Source organism: uncultured Bacteroides sp. (assembly GCF_910578895.1).
Lineage (GTDB): Bacteria > Bacteroidota > Bacteroidia > Bacteroidales > Bacteroidaceae > Bacteroides.
Genome location: NZ_CAJTSC010000035.1, coordinates 1 through 17,253, shown reverse-complemented (window position 1 = coordinate 17,253; position 17,253 = coordinate 1). Strand labels below are relative to the sequence as shown.

At 46.8% G+C, this 17,253-nt stretch carries 16 protein-coding genes, 1 tRNA gene and 1 pseudogene; 14 read left to right on the top strand and 4 right to left on the bottom strand.

Annotated elements, in window-relative coordinates; all coding sequences use genetic code 11:
• Positions 1-19: 19 nt before the first annotated feature.
• The 7 genes from QZ327_RS09850 to QZ327_RS09820 all read left to right on the top strand — a co-directional run bounded on the left by QZ327_RS09850 (position 20) and on the right by QZ327_RS09820 (position 5,281).
• On the top strand, positions 20-1,141 hold the full coding sequence (locus QZ327_RS09850; RefSeq protein ID WP_294618884.1) for a YncE family protein: 1,122 nt from the start codon (positions 20-22) through the stop codon (positions 1,139-1,141).
• A 2-nt stretch (positions 1,142-1,143) separates the two neighbouring features.
• On the top strand, positions 1,144-2,280 hold the full coding sequence (locus QZ327_RS09845) for an ABC transporter substrate-binding protein (RefSeq protein WP_294618883.1): 1,137 nt from the start codon (positions 1,144-1,146) through the stop codon (positions 2,278-2,280).
• Complete coding sequence (locus QZ327_RS09840; RefSeq protein WP_294618882.1) at positions 2,273-3,301, top strand: iron ABC transporter permease; 1,029 nt, start codon at positions 2,273-2,275, stop codon at positions 3,299-3,301. The genes QZ327_RS09845 and QZ327_RS09840 overlap by 8 nt, the downstream gene beginning before the upstream one ends.
• A gap of 181 nt (positions 3,302-3,482) precedes the next feature.
• Complete coding sequence (locus QZ327_RS09835; protein ID WP_294618881.1) at positions 3,483-3,659, top strand: DUF4250 domain-containing protein; 177 nt, start codon at positions 3,483-3,485, stop codon at positions 3,657-3,659.
• Positions 3,660-3,807: 148 nt separating this feature from the next.
• Positions 3,808-4,347 carry an RNA polymerase sigma factor gene (locus QZ327_RS09830; RefSeq protein ID WP_294618880.1) on the top strand — a complete coding sequence of 180 codons (540 nt, stop codon included), beginning with the start codon at positions 3,808-3,810 and terminating at the stop codon, positions 4,345-4,347.
• Between the two features lie 4 nt (positions 4,348-4,351).
• The gene (locus QZ327_RS09825) at positions 4,352-4,702 is read left to right on the top strand and encodes a hypothetical protein (protein ID WP_294618879.1); all 351 of its coding nucleotides are present in this window, start codon (positions 4,352-4,354) and stop codon (positions 4,700-4,702) included.
• A gap of 27 nt (positions 4,703-4,729) precedes the next feature.
• On the top strand, positions 4,730-5,281 hold the full coding sequence (locus QZ327_RS09820; RefSeq protein WP_294618878.1) for a hypothetical protein: 552 nt from the start codon (positions 4,730-4,732) through the stop codon (positions 5,279-5,281).
• 185 nt (positions 5,282-5,466) lie between these two features.
• Here the strand turns inward: QZ327_RS09820 and QZ327_RS09815 are convergent, their stop codons facing one another.
• Positions 5,467-6,834 (bottom strand): TrpB-like pyridoxal phosphate-dependent enzyme, encoded by a 1,368-nt coding sequence (locus tag QZ327_RS09815; RefSeq protein WP_294618877.1) that lies wholly within the window; start codon positions 6,832-6,834, stop codon positions 5,467-5,469.
• A gap of 136 nt (positions 6,835-6,970) precedes the next feature.
• On the opposite strand from QZ327_RS09815, the gene QZ327_RS09810 reads away from it, so the two are divergent.
• From QZ327_RS09810 to QZ327_RS09800, 3 genes are all read left to right on the top strand, one after another.
• Positions 6,971-8,800: a TrkH family potassium uptake protein gene (locus QZ327_RS09810; protein WP_294618876.1), complete on the top strand. Its 1,830-nt coding sequence runs from the start codon at positions 6,971-6,973 to the stop codon at positions 8,798-8,800.
• A 52-nt stretch (positions 8,801-8,852) separates the two neighbouring features.
• Entirely contained in the window at positions 8,853-9,539 is a 687-nt protein-coding gene (locus QZ327_RS09805; RefSeq protein ID WP_294618875.1) for a TrkA family potassium uptake protein, read from the top strand.
• A 110-nt stretch (positions 9,540-9,649) separates the two neighbouring features.
• Positions 9,650-10,474: a hypothetical protein gene (locus tag QZ327_RS09800; protein WP_294618874.1), complete on the top strand. Its 825-nt coding sequence runs from the start codon at positions 9,650-9,652 to the stop codon at positions 10,472-10,474.
• Between the two features lie 513 nt (positions 10,475-10,987).
• Here QZ327_RS09800 and QZ327_RS09795 read toward each other — a convergent pair.
• Positions 10,988-11,242: a hypothetical protein gene (locus tag QZ327_RS09795; protein ID WP_294618873.1), complete on the bottom strand. Its 255-nt coding sequence runs from the start codon at positions 11,240-11,242 to the stop codon at positions 10,988-10,990.
• Between the two features lie 393 nt (positions 11,243-11,635).
• Here QZ327_RS09795 and QZ327_RS09790 point away from each other — a divergent pair, with 393 nt between their 5' ends.
• Both QZ327_RS09790 and QZ327_RS09785 read left to right on the top strand, forming a co-directional pair.
• The gene (locus tag QZ327_RS09790) at positions 11,636-12,178 is read left to right on the top strand and encodes a DUF4738 domain-containing protein (RefSeq protein WP_294618872.1); all 543 of its coding nucleotides are present in this window, start codon (positions 11,636-11,638) and stop codon (positions 12,176-12,178) included.
• 184 nt (positions 12,179-12,362) lie between these two features.
• Positions 12,363-12,803 (top strand): PepSY-like domain-containing protein, encoded by a 441-nt coding sequence (locus tag QZ327_RS09785; protein WP_294618871.1) that lies wholly within the window; start codon positions 12,363-12,365, stop codon positions 12,801-12,803.
• An 18-nt stretch (positions 12,804-12,821) separates the two neighbouring features.
• On the opposite strand, the gene QZ327_RS09780 is transcribed toward QZ327_RS09785, so the two are convergent.
• Positions 12,822-14,033: an L-serine ammonia-lyase gene (locus QZ327_RS09780; RefSeq protein ID WP_294618870.1), complete on the bottom strand. Its 1,212-nt coding sequence runs from the start codon at positions 14,031-14,033 to the stop codon at positions 12,822-12,824.
• 72 nt (positions 14,034-14,105) lie between these two features.
• Positions 14,106-16,649: a Smr/MutS family protein gene (locus QZ327_RS09775; protein WP_294618869.1), complete on the bottom strand. Its 2,544-nt coding sequence runs from the start codon at positions 16,647-16,649 to the stop codon at positions 14,106-14,108.
• 114 nt (positions 16,650-16,763) lie between these two features.
• On the opposite strand from QZ327_RS09775, the gene QZ327_RS09770 reads away from it, so the two are divergent.
• Together QZ327_RS09770 and QZ327_RS09765 are read left to right on the top strand one after the other, a co-directional pair.
• Positions 16,764-16,848 (top strand) — tRNA-Ser (locus tag QZ327_RS09770).
• A gap of 301 nt (positions 16,849-17,149) precedes the next feature.
• Positions 17,150-17,253: pseudogene (locus QZ327_RS09765) on the top strand (site-specific integrase); the annotation flags it as partial.

Here is a 17,253-nt window from a genome sequence, read left to right as displayed (position 1 = left end):
AATTAAATAAGTAAGAATTATGAAAGTAAGAAGTTTGTTAGCCGGTATGCTTTGCATGCTTGCGTTGAGTGTTTCATTCTCATCTTGTAGTGATGATGACGATTTGTTAGATGATTCAGGTTCGACAGTTGCTTTGCCGCAAGTGCGTGCCTTTTTCCTGAATGCAGGTTCATGGGGAGCTAACAATTCAAACATCGCTTTTTATGCTCCTGACGATGGTGCTGATTTTATCGGCGATATATTCCAGAAGCAGAATAAGGCTAAGTTGGGAGACCTTGGTCAGGCGATGATTGAGTATGATGATTGTATGTATGTGGCTGTATATGGTTCCAACTATCTGGTAAAACTGAATGCAGCCGGTGTGGAGCAGGTTCGCATATCGTTTGTGGACGATCAGGAACTGAAAGCCGGTATCCGTGCCATAGATGCCGAAGACGGTTATATCTATGCTTCTTTCTATGGGGGCGTTATTGCTAAGATTAATGCTAATACACTAAAGGTGGAGAAGAAGTTGCCGATTGAGGGCGGCCATAATCTGGAAGGCGTGGCGGTTTGCAATAATATGCTTTATGTGGCAAATTCCTATAAGCAAGAGGGCACGGAATTTATCTATCTGACTGATGTGTTTGTAATAGACCTGAATAGCTTTGCTTTGAAAGAAACGTTGGTCGTAGCGTCTAATCCCAATATGTTGATGGAGGAAGAAGACAAGGTCTTTCTGATTTCATGGGACTTCTCTTCTGCATCGGGTTATGTTTTGCAGTTGATTGATCCCGCTGATGGAAATAAGGTGACTACCATTGGGAATGCAACTTATATGGCAGCTGATGACGATGTGGTATATTTGGTTAATTCATTGACCGATTGGAGTACCTCTGCCACTACCAACCATTTCAGTACTTATAATATCAAGACTAAAATCTTAAGTGAGTCTTCTTTCCTGAAAAATGCTCCTGAAGAATTGGCTGAAACAAGTATATCCATGTTGCAGGTGAATGATGAAAACGGCGATATCTATATTGGTGTCACTGATTTCTCTGCCGCCAACGGCAATATCTACCGCTTTAAGAAAGACGGAACTTTTGTGGACAAGTTCGATTGTGGCGGTCAAAATCCCAATTCTGCTGTATTTTTTAATTAGACATGAGAAACATAGCTTTATTTGTTTTTGCAATAGTGGCAGCCTTGCTTCTTTCCGCTTGCGGCGGAAAGAACAAGGCTGTTTCCGCTTTTATTTGCGGCGACACCATCCCCTTGCGTTATGCCGGCAACCTTACATTGGTGTCTTATCCCGATTATACCGTCGCTACCTTGCGCAACCCCTGGGATACGCTGAGAACCTTGCATACCTACATTCTGATTCCGGCATCCCGACCATTGCCTGCACATCTGCCCGAAGGGACAATCGTCCGTACTCCTCTTCGTAAATCGGTAGTTTATTCAGCGGTTCATTGTAGCCTTATGGATAAGTTGGGAGTTGCAGGCAGTATAGGCGGTGTTTGCGATTTGAAGTATATCAAGCTGCCGGCAATACAGGACGGATGCCGTAATGGAACGATTGCCGACTGCGGCGACGGTATGAATCCCGACATGGAAAAGATTATCGACCTGCATCCCGATGCCATACTGCTTTCTCCTTTTGAGAACAGTGGCGGTTACGGGCGTATTGATAAACTGGACATTCCTGTTATAGAGTGTGCCGATTATATGGAGACTTCCGCCTTAGGACGTGCCGAATGGATGCGTTTTTACGGGCTGCTGTTCGGTGTGGCTTCGCAGGCGGACAGCCTTTTTGCCGAAGTGGACAGTTGCTATAAGCGGTTGGAAAGACGGGCGGCACTTTCGTCTACCTCTTTATCCATTGTGTCTGAACTCAAAAGCGGTTCGGCATGGTACGTGCCGGGCGGACGTAGCACAACGGGACGTCTGTTCAATGATGCCCGCGGGCATTATGCTTTTGCCGATAATCCGCATAGCGGCTCTGTCCCTATGGCTTTCGAAACGGTCTTCGATAAGGCGGGCGATTCCGATGTCTGGACAATCAAGTACAATCGCGACCGCGATATAACCTATTCCGATTTGAAAGCCGACTATATCGGTTACACGGGCTTCAAGGCATTCAAGACGCGGAATGTTTACGGATGCAACACGGCAAAAGTCCCTTTTTATGAAGAAACGCCATTCCGACCGGATTATTTGTTGTCGGACCTGATACAAATTCTGCATCCTGAAATAGGAGATTTAGGCGGTTTGCGCTATTTTTGCAAACTTGATGAGTAAAGGTTGGAAATATGGCGCCGGATTAGGAATAGTAATCGTATTGCTGTTTGTGGCTAATCTGTTGGTGGGGTCGGTTGCGATTCCTGCATCCGATGTATTCCGCATCCTGATGGGACATGAAGGGGCAAAGGCAAGTTGGAGTTTTATTGTATGGGAGTCTCGTTTGCCCCAAGCCTTGACGGCGTTGCTTTGCGGAAGCGCGCTGGCGGTTTGCGGTTTGATGTTACAGACGGCTTTTAAAAATCCATTGGCAGGTCCTTCCATATTAGGTATAAATTCCGGTGCAAGCCTGGGAGTGGCAATGGTGATGTTGCTGTTCGGCGGAAGCATTTCGGCGGGCACGTTCAGTTTGTCCGGCTTCTTTTCCGTGTTGGCAGGGGCGTTTGCAGGCTCCATGCTGATAATGGGGCTTATCCTTTTCTTCTCCACGCTGTTGAAAAGCAACGTCATGCTGCTGATAACGGGCATCATGATAGGATACATCGCTTCGTCCGCCATTGCTTTGCTGAACTTTTTTGCTACGGCAGAGGGGGTACAGTCTTATATGATATGGGGAATGGGCAATTTTGGCGGTGTCTCCCTGCAACAGATGCCTGCTTTTGCGATGGTGACCGTTGCGGGTCTGTTCGGTTCTTTGTTGCTGATAAAACCTCTGAACGTATTGTTGCTGGGAGAGCGTTATGCGGAGAATCTGGGAGTCAATATACGTCAAGTGCGGAACTGGCTTTTGGTTGTCACCGGTCTCTTGACCGCCATAACCACAGCTTTTTGCGGACCGGTTTCGTTTATCGGTCTTGTTGTGCCTCATATAGCCCGTATGATATTGCGTACTGCCAATCATAACTCCTTGCTGCCTGTCACTATCTTGAGTGGGGGGGCAGTGGCGCTGCTTTGCAATTTGATTTGTATTCTGCCCGGTGAGTCGGGTATTATTCCTTTGAATGCGGTTACGCCGGTTATCGGGGCACCGGTAATCATCTATGTCATCGTCAGCCAGAGAAATCCGCAACATTTTAATTGATTATAGTGCTCTGCCAAAGACCGTGATTAAAGACGGGGGAAGAAAGAGGTTTCGAACCAAACCTCTTCTCAATCGTTTGCATGGATAACTTGCAGATTTCAAAGGATGATGCTCTTTCCTATTGTTTTTTATTGTACTTTTGCCCGCGGTATTAGTTTTAATTTAAACAAAGGTTGTGACCATGAAATTGCCTGAAGACCCGATGATGCTGTATAGTTTCATCAATATGAAATTGCGTGATTTCTATCCTTCACTGGATGCGCTTTGTGAGGATATGAATGTAGAGAAAGATGTGATTGTCCGGACGCTGAAAGCGGTGGGATTCGAGTATAATCCCGAGCGAAACAGGTTCTGGTAATTGCTGTAAGCTTAAATAGATAAGCCGGGGCTGTGTCTTGCTGAAGATGCAGCCCCGGCTTTTTTTGTTAATAAACAACAAATCGGTCCCTCCTTGTTTTAACTTCCTTCCCTTTCCTGTTTCTAACCTGTAAAACCCGGATGAACTGATGATAAACGAAAATAAGATTCTGCAATTGTATAAATCCAACCGCCAACAGGGGTTTCAACTGTTGGTGGAGTGTTTTCAAGAACCGATATATTACTATATACGGCGTTTGGTGGTGTTGCATGAAGATGCGGAAGATGTGTTGCAGGAAGTCTTTATTCAGGTGTACAGGCATTGGGAGCAGTTCCGCAATGAGAGTTCGTTGAGTACATGGATTTATCGGATTGCAACGAATGAAAGCCTTCGCTTGCTGAACAGCCGCAAAAAACGGGACACCGTCTCGACCGAAGACATTCAGGAGAGTCTGATTTCCCAATTGAAGGCTTCCGAGTATGTGGACTATGAAAATGAACTGGCGGTGAAATTTCAGGAAGCGATACTGAAGTTGCCGGAGAAGCAGCGGGTGATATTCAACCTTCGTTATTATGATGAGCTTGAATACGAGGAAATTGCCCATATCCTTGATAGCAAGGCTGACACGCTTAAGGTGAATTATCATTATGCGAAGGAGAAGATTAAAGAGTACATATTAAATAATTAAGGTTATGAAAAAAGAGTTTGATTTTGATGATATAGGAAAGAGGACGCCTTATCGTGTGCCCGAAGGTTTCTTTGAGGACATGCAGCAAAAGGTGCGGCAACATACATACGGCAGCAAGCCGGCAGTGCGTCGTTTCCGGATGGTCATTGCTGCAAGCATGGCTGTGGCTGCCGTATTGGCAAGTCTCCTCTTCATGCCGTCTCATTTTCGGCAGGCGGGGAGAGGAACTTCCGATTTGCAGACATTGGACATCGAAAACTGTACGGCAACAGCCGACCAATGGATTCATGAAATGTCGGACGAGGAGTTGGAAGAGCTCGTCAGCTTCTCCGAAAGCGATATATTTTTAAATTAATAATGTTATCTTAAAAAAGAAAGATTTATGAAAGCAAGATTTGTTTATGTATTTCTGGCTTGCCTTATGGCAGGCTGTCAATTCACTCTCTCTGCTCAGAACCAGGCAAATAAGGAAAACAGGAAACGCCGCACACCGGAACAGTTCATGGAACGCCAGACCGGTCAAATGGTAAGAGCATTGATGCTGGACGATGCCACTGCAGCCAAATTCACTCCGGTTTATCAGAACTATTTGAAAGAATTGCGCGAATGCCGGATGATGAACCGCAAATTTCCCGCAAAGCAGGGAGCGGAGAAAACGGTTACAAAGCCGGAACCTAAGCCGATGCTGACGGATGCCGAAATAGAACGGCAGATAAAGGAGCGTTTTGCCCAAAGCCGTAAGATACTGGATGTGCGTGAGAAATATTATGATGAATTCAGGAAAATACTTTCTCCCAAACAGATTATGAGGATTTACCGGACGGAACAGGCTAATGCCAATAACCTGAGAAAAGAGTTTGACCGCAGAAAAAAGCAGTCTGCCGCACAGGGAAAACAGAAACAAACGGCGCGCCGTCCTGGTCAGAAGTCTTGATACTATAATAATGTGTGGGGGAGGCCTCCCCGCATGTTGATAGCCGCGTCATTTGGCTCTATCATTCAGAGCGAAGCCAATCCGTTCTCTTTATGAGCAGGAGAGGGTATCCTTCACTACGTTCTGAATGGCAGAGTTGAATGACGCGGCTTTGCATTAAAGGAAAATGAAAAGCCCGCTTGTTATTAAGCCAGACTGCCTATTTCATCCAGATTCTTCCGGATGTCGTTGTCGGTCAGTTCATAGTTCTGCAAATCGCCGGCAAGATACTTGTCGTACGATGCCATGTCGATGAGACCGTGTCCGGACAGATTGAACAGGATAACTTTCTCTTCTCCTGTTTCCTTGCATTTATTTGCTTCGCGGATAGCGGCTGCTATGGCGTGGCAAGATTCAGGTGCGGGAATAATGCCCTCTGCCTGTGCGAAAAGGCAACCGGCTTCGAATGATTCGAGTTGCTTGATGTCCATTGCTTCCATATAGCCGTCTTTCAGCAGTTGCGACACGATGACGCCTGCACCGTGATAGCGCAGACCGCCGGCATGAATGTTGGCGGGAGCGAAGTTATGTCCCAATGTAAACATCGGCAGCAACGGGGTATATCCTGCCTCATCACCGAAGTCATATTGGAATTTACCGCGTGTCAGCTTCGGGCAGGAGTCCGGTTCGGCAGCGATGAAACGTGTCTGCTTGCCTTCAAGGATGGTGTGGCGCATGAACGGGAATGCAATACCGCCGAAGTTGGAGCCGCCGCCAAAGCAGGCGATGACCGTATCGGGATATTCGCCCGCCATTTCCATCTGTTTCTCGGCTTCCAGCCCGATTATGGTTTGATGCAGGGTGACGTGGCTCAATACGGAGCCGAGCGTGTATTTACAATTGGGAGTGGTGCGTGCCAGTTCGATAGCTTCGGAGATAGCCGTTCCCAGCGAGCCCTGATGGTTGGGGTGGGCGGTCAGCACATCCTTTCCGGCACGGGTAGACATGGACGGGGAGGGAGTGACCTGCGCACCGAATGTCTGCATGATGCTGCGGCGATACGGCTTTTGCTCGTAGCTGATTTTTACTTGATATACGGCGGCTTCCAATCCGAAGAGCCGGGCGGCGTATGCCAGCGAGGCTCCCCACTGTCCGGCTCCGGTTTCGGTGGTGACATTGGTTACGCCTTCCTGCTTGCAGTAGTAAGCCTGCGGTATGGCGGAATTCAGTTTATGTGAACCCATCGGGCTGACACTTTCGTTCTTGAAATAGATGTGTGCCGGTGTGTCGAGCGCTTGTTCCAGTCCGTAGGCGCGTACCAGCGGAGTGCTTCGGTAGTACTTGTACATTTCGCGCACGCGTTCGGGAATCTCAATCCAGGCATCCGTCTGGTTGAGTTCCTGATGGCAAAGTTCCTTTGCGAAAATAGGATACATGTCTTCCGCCTTCAGCGGTTGCTTGGTGGCGGGGTTGAGCGGCGGCATGGGTTTGTTCACCATGTCCGCTTGTATGTTGTACCAGTAACGTGGGATTTCGTCTTCCGAAAGAAAGAATCTTTTTGTCTTATTGCTCATAGTGGTTCTAAATATTAAGTGTAATTCAGTGTCCAAATGTAGCTATTATTTTTAAAACAATTTCTTTTTTCTATTGTTTTTTGTTTATAAAGGCAGATTTGTCTATGTTTGCCGCGTTTCATTAATTTATGTGTTTATGAAGCTTTATCACAAATTCCTGTTGTACCAGAACAAATGGATTCATCCTTATATACGTGTGGCGTTGGGGATAATGACCACCTTGACCTACCTGGCGTCCATTCTGCTGATTGTCGGTTTGGTGTATGAACACGGATTTACAATCTCGGCCGAGGAGGCACACCGGTTGCAGCGTCTGTATCATGGAGTATGGCTTGTTTTCCTGATTGACATATCCCTGCATATCATATTGGAGTATAAGGATACGAAGCGGACATTCAGCAAGTTGACGTGGATATTGACTTGCTTGCTTTACCTGACGTTGGTTCCGGTGATTTTTCATCGTCCGGAAGTCGAGGGGGGAATACAGGCTGTTTGGGATTTCCTGAACGGGAAGATGTATCATCTTGTATTGCTGTTGCTGCTCTCTTTCCTGAATTTGTCTTACGGCTTGGTGCGGTTGCTGGGACGCCGTACCAATCCTTCGCTCATCCTGGCTGTCAGTTTCCTGATTATCATACTCATCGGGGCGGGACTGCTCATGCTTCCCCGTTCCACGGTGGCGGGCATTTCGTGGGTGGATTCGCTCTTCATCTCCACCAGCGCGGTGTGTGTGACGGGACTCACTTCGGTAGATGTGGCGTCTGCCTTTACGCCGACGGGTTTGACAATCATTGTCCTGCTGATTCAGATTGGCGGCCTGGGGGTGATGACGCTGACAAGTTTCTTCGCGATGTTCTTTATGGGCAACACCTCTTTGTATAACCAGTTGGTAGTGCGCGACATGGTCAGTTCCGATTCATTGAACTCACTGCTGTCCACGTTGGTCTATATCCTTGGTTTTACCTTGGCGATAGAGGGGGCGGGAATGCTTGCCATCTGGAGCGATATTCATGGCACAATGGGTATGGATATACGTGAGGAACTGGCTTTCTCGGCTTTCCACTCCATATCGGCGTTCTGCAATGCAGGCTTTTCCACTATGCCGGGCAATTTGGGCAATCCGTTGTTGATGGAAGGGCATAATCCGTTCTATATATACATCTCCTTATTGATTATCCTTGGCGGTATCGGCTTTCCGATATTGGTGAATTTCAAAGATATTATCCTTTACCACATACGCCGCTTCTGGCAATTCCTGCGTACATGGCAGTGGGATGGTCGCCGTTTCCGCCATCTTTATAACCTGAATACGCGCATTGCGCTGATTGTCACGTTTCTGCTGTTGGTAGCGGGCACGGCAGGCATTGCTTTCTTCGAGTGGAACGCATCGTTTGCGGGCATGCCGGTTGCCGATAAGTGGACACAGGCGTTCTTCAATGCCGCTTGTCCCCGCACGGCAGGTTTCTCCAGTGTGGATTTGGCGGGTCTTAGTGTACAGACTTTGTTGCTTTACCTTCTTCTTATGTGGATTGGCGGTGGTTCGCAATCCACGGCGGGTGGCATCAAGGTGAATGCTTTTGCAGTCGTGGTGTTGAATCTTGTGGCAGTGTTGCGCGGGACGGAACGGGTGGAAGTGTTCGGGCGTGAGCTGTCTTACGATTCCATTCGCCGTTCCAATGCAACGGTAGTGATGTCGTTTGGCGTACTGTTTGTCTTTGTGTTCGTTATCAGTATGTTGGAGCCGGAACTATCCTTGTTGGCAATAACTTTCGAGTGCGTCTCCGCCATCAGCACCGTCGGTTCCAGCTTGAATGTCACCCCTCTGTTGGGCAGCGACAGCAAACTGCTGGTGGTGCTTCTGATGTTCGTGGGGCGCGTGGGGTTGATAACGTTGATGCTCGGCATCATTAAGCAGAAGAAACATACGAAGTATCAGTGTCCGAGCGGGCAGATTATTATTAATTAGTGTAAGCGAGTGTGTATAGGCAGCCTATACTATCTCTAAAATCATAAATCTTATGAAGTATATTATTATCGGTTTAGGAAATTACGGTCATGTGCTTGCCGAGGAACTTTCCGCCTTGGGGCACGAAGTGATAGGGGCGGATACCAGTGTCGGCCGTGTGGACAGCCTGAAGGACAAGATAGCAACCGCGTTCGTGATTGATGCGACTGACGAACAGGCTTTGTCCGTGCTCCCGCTGAACAATGTAGATGTGGTGATTGTGGCTATCGGTGAGAATTTCGGCGCATCCATTCGTGTGGTGGCGTTGTTGAAACGGAAAAAGGTGAAGCGCATTTATGCCCGTGCCATTGATAACGTTCACCGTTCGGTGCTTGAGGCTTTCGGGTTGGAACGTATCCTTACACCCGAAGAAGATGCGGCGCGCGGTCTGGTGCATCTGTTGGAATTTGGTGCGGACATCGAGACTTTCCGCGTAGATTCCAATTACTATGTCATGAAGTTCACGGTGCCCGAAAGGTTTGTCGGTTACAATGTCAATGAACTGAAACTCGATAGCGAGTTCGGTTTGAAGCTGCTTGCCCTGAAACGTGCCGAGAAGTTGAAGAACTGCTTGGGAATCTCTTTCACGGAACATGATGTTGTGAACGAACTGCCGGACAATGACCTGATACAGGCGGGCGACCAATTGGTTTGCTATGGAAGGTACCGGGATTTCCGGAAGTTCTGGAAGGCATTGTGACGGTTCTTTAGCTCGCGATGCACCCTCTTGGCTTACGGTTTTTTCGCTTACGGCATAGGAGTTGAAGAAATGATAAGGTTTGGAGTAGTGTGGTATAAAAATGGAATGTGATGAAAAAAGAAAGAATCAGGTTCATAACAAAAACATTGTTTGTTATAGGGGCGATTGTCTTATATCCGGTCTTGTTGAATTGGATATTAAGATATCCCTTCACAAGCGTTATTGGTGACAATGTTGACGGTAATAGGCCTGAAGTGATATGGCTTGATTTCTGGGCTACTTATAGTGGCAGCCTTTTGACCGGTTTGATAGCTCTCTATATATTGTTTCAAAACAGGAAGGATTATGAAAAAGAGAGACAGGATGCTTGTTTTTTAGAATGTAAGAAAAATGAATACAAGGAGGCGAAAAAGAATTTGGAAAAAGAAATTGAACGTTTAAGTCTGTATTTGCAATTGTATGATTTCAAACAGTTGGAATTTGTTTATTTGTTTTGTTTGGAAAGGAAGTTTCCGAAACAGATTTCAATGGAAAAGTTAAGAGGAATATATCAATCTGCAATGAATAAATACAGTCAATTCGCCTTACATTATACGGCTCGGCAATTTGAAGCAATTCCTTTTTTGATTGAACAAAAAAGAAACCATACACTATGGTTGGAGCTATTGGACTGTCTGCAGATTTTGTTGAATATTCCTTCTAATGATTGGCACTGCAGGGAAGTGCAAGTCAAGCGAATGGAAGATTATGCCAAACACAATCGATTGAATTTAGCGAGGTTGACACATGTAATCTATGGAAATGATTGGAACGAATATTCCATTCTGAATGATGTATTAAAACAGTATCATGAGATTAGCCAGGAGAATATATTAAATCAGGTTCGTGCATATATAGAGGATAGAAATAAGGAAGTTGAAAGATTAAAGGTCTGATACAACGTATTTTTGTTTGCCGCTTCTGAAGTTTTCAAAATGTATTGGAGCCTGTTTTTAATTCTGCCCGGCATTAGCTTTGCCCGGAACGTCTTTTATTTTTTTTGATTTTGGTATAACCTTTTGAGGGTTTCTATGGAGATGTTTTGGGCTTGCCCGAGGGGTGGGAGGGTTGTGTGACGGAGAAAGTCGGGAAGATGGCATATCCTGATGGAACTGTCAAAAAATATTTGAGCGGAACCGGTTCTTTCTTTGTGGATGCATAAAGATAGGGGATTGCCTCTGTTCTATGATAAAAAGACAGTAAAATATTCTTTTTGCTTACTCCCATCCATGTGCCTTTCTTCCGAAACAGGAGCGGTTTGCATAAAGTACGGATAGATATACTTCTTTCCTCGATAAAGATGCGCCGTTTATGCAAAAAATAAGTTTTTCTTCCGTTGGATACCGGCATTTCAGCCGATGGATGTTAGTGTCTGACGTGAGCGGCATTAATGTCCCTCGCGATAGACATTAATGTTCATCATAAGCGGCATTAATGTCCATCGCCGCAAACACCAATATCCGGCAAACGGGATGTCCGCACACGGCATTTCCGGCGTTTTTCCGCTCCGGTTGGTTTGTAAGGATTTCGCTATTGCCTTGAGTATGCCGTAGTTGGGTGTTTCCCGTTTCGTTTTTTCCCGCCGGCAGCACATCGGGACGGAAACAGGCGATTCTGCGGGATTGGAAAATACAAACTGTCAGAAAGTACAGGTATAATAACAAAAAGACAAAAAGGTTTTTCCGGCTGTTTTCAGAGCCTGTTCAGATTTTGTCCGGCATCGGCTTCGCTCAAAGCATCTTCCGGTTTTCCGATTTTGTCATAGTCTTTTGAGAACGTTTCCCAAGGAAACGGCTTTTCGTTTAGAGGAGTTAGAGGGTGTTGAGGGAAGGTGTCATCCGACAAGTCTACTTGGTTCGTTAAAAGCCGATACTGCTGTGAGTGCATACGCCAGAGTATCAGCTCTAACTTCTTTAACTTCTGACGAAGCGGAGCGAAGTGATAACTTCTTTAACTCCTGTAAAAGAAAAAGACATGCCCCCTCTATCGTTTTTAATGGCTTACATTTGTATTTTTCCTACTCTTTTTGTTTCTTTGTCAATTAAAAAAAAGGAACAATGAAAACTGTTGTTTATGTAGTGTTTGGTATAGTGGCGCTGTTTGCCGTTTCCTGTACATTACAGGATAAAAACGGAAACGATGTACAGATATTGATGAAAGACAGCGCGGTGATATCTGCTCCACAGCGTATGCAGGTTTCCGATACGAAAGTGACTATTACTTACAAAGGTAAGGAGTATCGTTCGTCCGTTGTCCGCCGGCCGGATGAAAGTTTGCCCATTATAAAGAGTGAGCAAGGGGAGAGGTTTGTGGATAACAGCATTGCCTTGCGCATCACCTGTGACGGTAAACCGATTGTGGACAAGGTGTTTACGAAGAACAGTTTTGCTTCGCTGGTCGAGACCCGGTTTATGAAATATGCCATTCTGGAAGGGTTGGTATATGACAAGACCACTCCCCAGGGTATTGTCTATGCTGCCAGCATCTGCTATCCGCAAACGGATCTTTACATACCTTTTATATTGACAGTGTCTGCCGATGGCAGAATTTCTGTGACAAAAGAGGAACTGCTGGAAGACGTGTATGAGGAAGGTACATGAAGTTTCTGCTTGTTAAAGAAAATAAAAAATAATTGCCGGCTCCGGTCTTCCCGAAACCTTTCTTGATGCTTTGCCGTTATTTATAGTGTGAATTATACGTAACAAATTAGAGCCTGCTTGAATTTTGTCCGGCATTCAAAGAGAATTTAACCCGGCTCTTGGTAACATTAAAAAAATAACAATTATGAAGAAAGTATTATCTGTCCTTGTATTGGCTCTTGCAGCCGTTCAGTTTGCCTTTGCCGGCGATGTCATTACACAAGATACCAAGCGGTTGCCTTTGGCTGCCCGCAACTTTATCAATCAGTATTTTGCCAAGCAGCAAGTCTCGCGTATTAAGATTGAAACCGGGATGCTGGGGTCCAAAAAGTATGAGGTGTCATTGGCAAATCGTACTGAGATTGATTTTGACGGCAACGGCAATTGGACTGAAGTGGACTGCGATAAGACTGCCGTGCCCGAAGCATTGGTCCCGGTATCTGTGAGAGAGTATGTAAAAAGAAATTTCCCACAGGAGGTTATCGTCAAGATTGAACGCGAACGCAGTGGGATGGAGGTTGAACTCGGTAACGACTACTCTTTGAAGTTCAACAGCAAAGGCAAGTTTGTCAGCATGGATGATTGATGCCGGTTTGCAAACTGCCTACATCGGTTTATAATCTTTAGCCAGTCCTCCCTCGCTTGTTTCCTTGTAGAGTGAGGGCAGGTCGTTTCCGGTTTCTTTCATAACCTCTACCACTCTGTCGAAAGATACGCGGTGCATGCCGTCTGTGAACGAGGAGTAGAGGTTGGCATCCAAAGCACGTGCGGCGGCATAGGCATTCCGCTCTATACATGGAATCTGTACCAAGCCGCATACAGGATCGCAGGTCATTCCCAAATGGTGTTCCAATCCCATTTCTGCGGCATACTCTATTTGTGCGGGGCTGCCGCCAAACAGTTGGTTGGCTGCCGCCGAGGCCATTGCGCAGGCTACACCGACTTCACCCTGGCATCCCACTTCCGCACCCGAAATGGAAGCGTTGGTCTTTACTATATTTCCTATCAGTCCGGCTGTGGCAAGCGCACGCAAGATGCGTGTGTCGCTGAAATCGCGGCTCTTTGAGAGGTGGTAAAGTACGGCAGGCATCACACCGCACGAACCGCATGTAGGGGCAGTGACAATCACCCCGCCCGAGGCGTTTTCCTCACTCACGGCCAATGCGTAGGCGAATACCAGTCCGCGCGATTGCAGGGATTGTTTATATCCGCTGGCACGTATGTAATAGGTTGAGGCTTTACGGCGCAGGTTCAGCGGGCCGGGTAATACACCCTCTTGTTCCAGTCCTCGTTTCACGGCATCCTGCATGGTTTTCCATACTTCTTGCAGGTAGTCCCAGATGTCGCTGTTCTCACATTCTTTGACATATTCCCAATAACTCTTCCCTGTACGTTCGCACCATTGCAGGATTTCCGTCATGTTGTTCATGGAATATACATCGGGAGTATTGACCGAGGATATCCCGTCGTTCTCTTCTGCCAAAGCTCCGCCGCCAATGCTGAACACGGTCCATTGGTCGGTTTCTTTCCCCTCTTTGTCTACGGCAACGAATTTCATTCCGTTAGGGTGGAAAGGAAGGAAAATCTTGGGTTCCCAGATAATCTCTACAGGTGCCGTCGGTTGCAGCACTTCGGTGATGGCGATATTGGTCATGTGGCCTTTGCCTGTGGCTGCCAAGCTGCCATATAGCGTAACTGTGAATGCCGCCGCATCCGGATGTTTTTCCAGAAATATCTCGGCAGCCTTACGGGGTCCCATGGTGTGGCTGCTTGAAGGACCTGTACCGATACGATAGAGTTCTTTGATTGATTTCATCTTGCTAATAGGTTATTGGGTTATTGGATTTATGACGCCTTTGTTTTCTGATTTGTATTTCCGGGTTCTCGGTTAACTTAAATCTACTACCGTGATTCCTGCTCCGCCGAACTGTATATGTTCGTCGGCAAAATGGCTTACGCCGGACACGGTTTGCAGATATTGGCGGATGAGGGTGCGTAGGATGCCTGTGCCTGTGCCATGCAGGATGCGTACGCGCGACATTCCTACCAGTATTGCATCGTCTATGAAGTAGGTCACTGCCTGCAAGGCTTCATCACCGCGCATGCCGCGCACATCGATGTCTTGCTTGAAGTTCAGCTTCTTTTCGTACATGCTGTCTTGGGTTTGCGAACTGATGTAAGTGCTTTTGGTAGAGACGTCGGCTTGTTTGGGTTGCGCGTTTGTGCGTTCCAGCCTATCCACCTTGACGGTGGTTTTGATGCTGCCGAATATGACGATGGCATTCTTGCCGTTTATTTCCAGTACTTCACCTACTGAGGTTTGTCCTTTTATCTTGACATTGCTTCCCGGAAGTATTGCCGCCAGGCGCTCGGCTTCTTTCCGTGCCTGTTGTTCTGCCAACGCTTGTGCGGACAACGCATTCTCCTGACCCTTGTTGGTCTTTTTTTCTTTCTTCCGGTTTTGCTTTTCTTTCAGCTTCTCTATTTTGCGGGCAATCTTCTCTTCCTGCTCTTTGGCGGCAAGGGCTTCCATAGACTCGCGGAAATCATTTAATTCCTGCCGCACCTGGCGGGTCTTTTCCTTTTCAGCCTGCACCTCTTTAATGGTGCGGATGGTGTTTTCAATGCGGGCGTTGGCTTCCTGCATCAGTTGTTCCGCTTCCTCTTTGGCTTTTCGCAAAATCTCCTTGCGCGATTTCTGCAATTCTTCTATTTCCGCCTGGTAGCGGGCAATTGTTTCTTCCATGTGCTTTTCGCGTTGCCGGATGGTCTGGCGTTTGCCTTCCCAATAGCGTTTGTCGCGCACGATGTCTTGCAGGTATTTGTCGGCATTGATGTATTCGCTGCCTACAATCTCCGAAGCATCGGCGATAACGTCTTCCGGCAAGCCGATTTTACGGGCAATCTCCACGGCGAATGAACTGCCCGGATTGCCTATCTGTAGCTGAAACAGTGCCTGCATCAGGTGGCGGTCGTAGAGCATGGCGCCGTTTACCACTCCTTCGTGGTCTTCGGCAAAATGTTTCAGGTTTTGGTAGTGCGTGGTGATGACCCCGAAAGTCTGCTTATGGTTGAAACGTTTCAGTACCGCTTCGGCTATCGCTCCGCCAATTTGGGGCTCCGTGCCACCGCCAAATTCATCGATAAGGATAAGGCTGCGTTCGTTGCAGGTCTTCATCATTATCTTCATATTCGTAAGGTGCGAGGAATAGGTGCTGAGGTCGTCTTCGATAGATTGTTCATCGCCGATGTCTATGAAGATGTTGCTGAATATGCCGGCATGGCTACGTTCGTGCATCGGGACAAGCAAACCACATTGCAGCATGTATTGCAGTAGTCCTACGGTTTTCAGGCAGACGGATTTTCCGCCGGCATTCGGACCGGAAATGATGAGGATGCGTTGCTTTTCGTTCAGTTCTATGTCTAATGGCACTACTTTTTTTCCGTGTTTGGCAAGAGAGAGTTGCAGTAGCGGGTGCACTGCCATTGTCCAATCTAAGACCTGTTTGTTTTCGAACGCCGGTTTCAGTCCGGTAATTTGTTCGGAAAACAGGGCTTTGGCGCGTATAAAGTCTATTTCCGCAAGAAATTCATACGACAGCAAAACATCGGGGATAGACGGGCGCAAAAGATTGGAGAACTCCATAAGGATACGGATAATTTCCCGCCGCTCGTCTCCTTCGAGTTCGCGGATGCGGTTGTTGGCTTCTACCACTTCGGCAGGCTCGATGAATACGGTCTTTCCACTGGCGGATTCGTCGTGTATGATGCCCTTTATTTTTCGTTTCAAAGCGGGTACTACCGGAATGACTAATCGCCCGTCGCGCATTGTGGGTGTTACGTCCTTGTCTACGACACCTTCCGATTGGGCATTGCGCAGGATGCTGTTCAATGAGCGCGAAATACTTCCCATCGTGCTTGCCAGCTCGCGGCGGATGCGTGCCAGTTCTGCCGATGCGCTATCTTTTATTTTCCCGTAGGGAGAAAGTATGCCGTTGATTTTACCGATGAGTTGCGGGAACACGGTGATATCTCCGGCAAGCCGTTTCAGGCAAGGGTAGGGGGAGGCGCTTTCTTCTTCTTTTTCGTTATCCTCGCTTTTCTGCAGGAAGCGCACGATATCACGTATTGTCTCTAAGGAACGGCGCAGGTCGAAAAGTTCCTGTTCGTCCAGATACATGCCTTCCACCCGTATACGTTTCAGGGACGGGCGTACATCAAAAAAGTATTGTGCCGGGAAGTTATCTTCTTCTTGAAGTATGCGTACAAATTCGGTGACTTGGTCCAGCCGTTCTTCTACTTCCTGAAAACGGTCGGAGAATGCCATGTCTGCCACTCTTTCTTCGCCAAGTGTACTGAGGCATTTTTCTTTCAGTAATTGGCGTATTTGGTCGAAACCTATCTTCTGTTCAAAGTTCTGCGGATATATCATGGCGCAAAAGTACTATTAATTCACGAAAAAATAGAAAAGAAGTTTGCAGAATTAAAAATGATTCGTACCTTTGCAGCGCTTTAAGAGAAGAGCACTTCTTGAAAGAGAAGTTTTGGAGAGGTGGCAGAGTGGTCGATTGCGGCGGTCTTGAAAACCGTTGTACTGCGAGGTACCCGGGGTTCGAATCCCTGTCTCTCCGCTGAACACTAAAGACAAATAGTGGAAAAGTTAAGACAAGTCCCGTAAAATCAAGGTTTTACGGGACTTTTTTTCGTTTTGTCGGCAGACAAGCAAAAGACAAGAAAATGCCCCGTTTGGACAAAGTAGTGTTACTAAATCGTTACTGAAAATTGAGCGAAATAAAGTAGGAATGATTTTGATGTTAAGTTGCTGATTTATAGCTCGTTGTCTCTTAGATGTCCATTCATAAACTAATTGTTAATCGTTCCTTTGCAGTGGTAATAATAATCCCATTGTTACGGACATAAAAAGCAAGGTATATGAGCAAGAGTACATTTAAGATTCTCTTCTATGTTAGAAAGAATCAAGTAAACAAGGATGGAACAGTCTGCATAATGGTCAGACTGACGGTAAATGGTGATGT

What these genes read in the sequence shown, in the direction of transcription:
- QZ327_RS09850 (WP_294618884.1), top strand. Translation starts at nt 20, where the DNA reads ATGAAAGTAAGAAGTTTGTTAGCCGGTATGCTTTGCATGCTTGCGTTG.
- QZ327_RS09845 (WP_294618883.1), top strand. Translation starts at nt 1,144, where the DNA reads ATGAGAAACATAGCTTTATTTGTTTTTGCAATAGTGGCAGCCTTGCTT.
- QZ327_RS09840 (WP_294618882.1), top strand. Translation starts at nt 2,273, where the DNA reads ATGAGTAAAGGTTGGAAATATGGCGCCGGATTAGGAATAGTAATCGTA.
- QZ327_RS09835 (WP_294618881.1), top strand. Translation starts at nt 3,483, where the DNA reads ATGAAATTGCCTGAAGACCCGATGATGCTGTATAGTTTCATCAATATG.
- QZ327_RS09830 (WP_294618880.1), top strand. Translation starts at nt 3,808, where the DNA reads ATGATAAACGAAAATAAGATTCTGCAATTGTATAAATCCAACCGCCAA.
- QZ327_RS09825 (WP_294618879.1), top strand. Translation starts at nt 4,352, where the DNA reads ATGAAAAAAGAGTTTGATTTTGATGATATAGGAAAGAGGACGCCTTAT.
- QZ327_RS09820 (WP_294618878.1), top strand. Translation starts at nt 4,730, where the DNA reads ATGAAAGCAAGATTTGTTTATGTATTTCTGGCTTGCCTTATGGCAGGC.
- QZ327_RS09815 (WP_294618877.1), bottom strand. Translation starts at nt 6,834, where the DNA reads ATGAGCAATAAGACAAAAAGATTCTTTCTTTCGGAAGACGAAATCCCA.
- QZ327_RS09810 (WP_294618876.1), top strand. Translation starts at nt 6,971, where the DNA reads ATGAAGCTTTATCACAAATTCCTGTTGTACCAGAACAAATGGATTCAT.
- QZ327_RS09805 (WP_294618875.1), top strand. Translation starts at nt 8,853, where the DNA reads ATGAAGTATATTATTATCGGTTTAGGAAATTACGGTCATGTGCTTGCC.
- QZ327_RS09800 (WP_294618874.1), top strand. Translation starts at nt 9,650, where the DNA reads ATGAAAAAAGAAAGAATCAGGTTCATAACAAAAACATTGTTTGTTATA.
- QZ327_RS09790 (WP_294618872.1), top strand. Translation starts at nt 11,636, where the DNA reads ATGAAAACTGTTGTTTATGTAGTGTTTGGTATAGTGGCGCTGTTTGCC.
- QZ327_RS09785 (WP_294618871.1), top strand. Translation starts at nt 12,363, where the DNA reads ATGAAGAAAGTATTATCTGTCCTTGTATTGGCTCTTGCAGCCGTTCAG.
- QZ327_RS09780 (WP_294618870.1), bottom strand. Translation starts at nt 14,033, where the DNA reads ATGAAATCAATCAAAGAACTCTATCGTATCGGTACAGGTCCTTCAAGC.
- QZ327_RS09775 (WP_294618869.1), bottom strand. Translation starts at nt 16,649, where the DNA reads ATGATATATCCGCAGAACTTTGAACAGAAGATAGGTTTCGACCAAATA.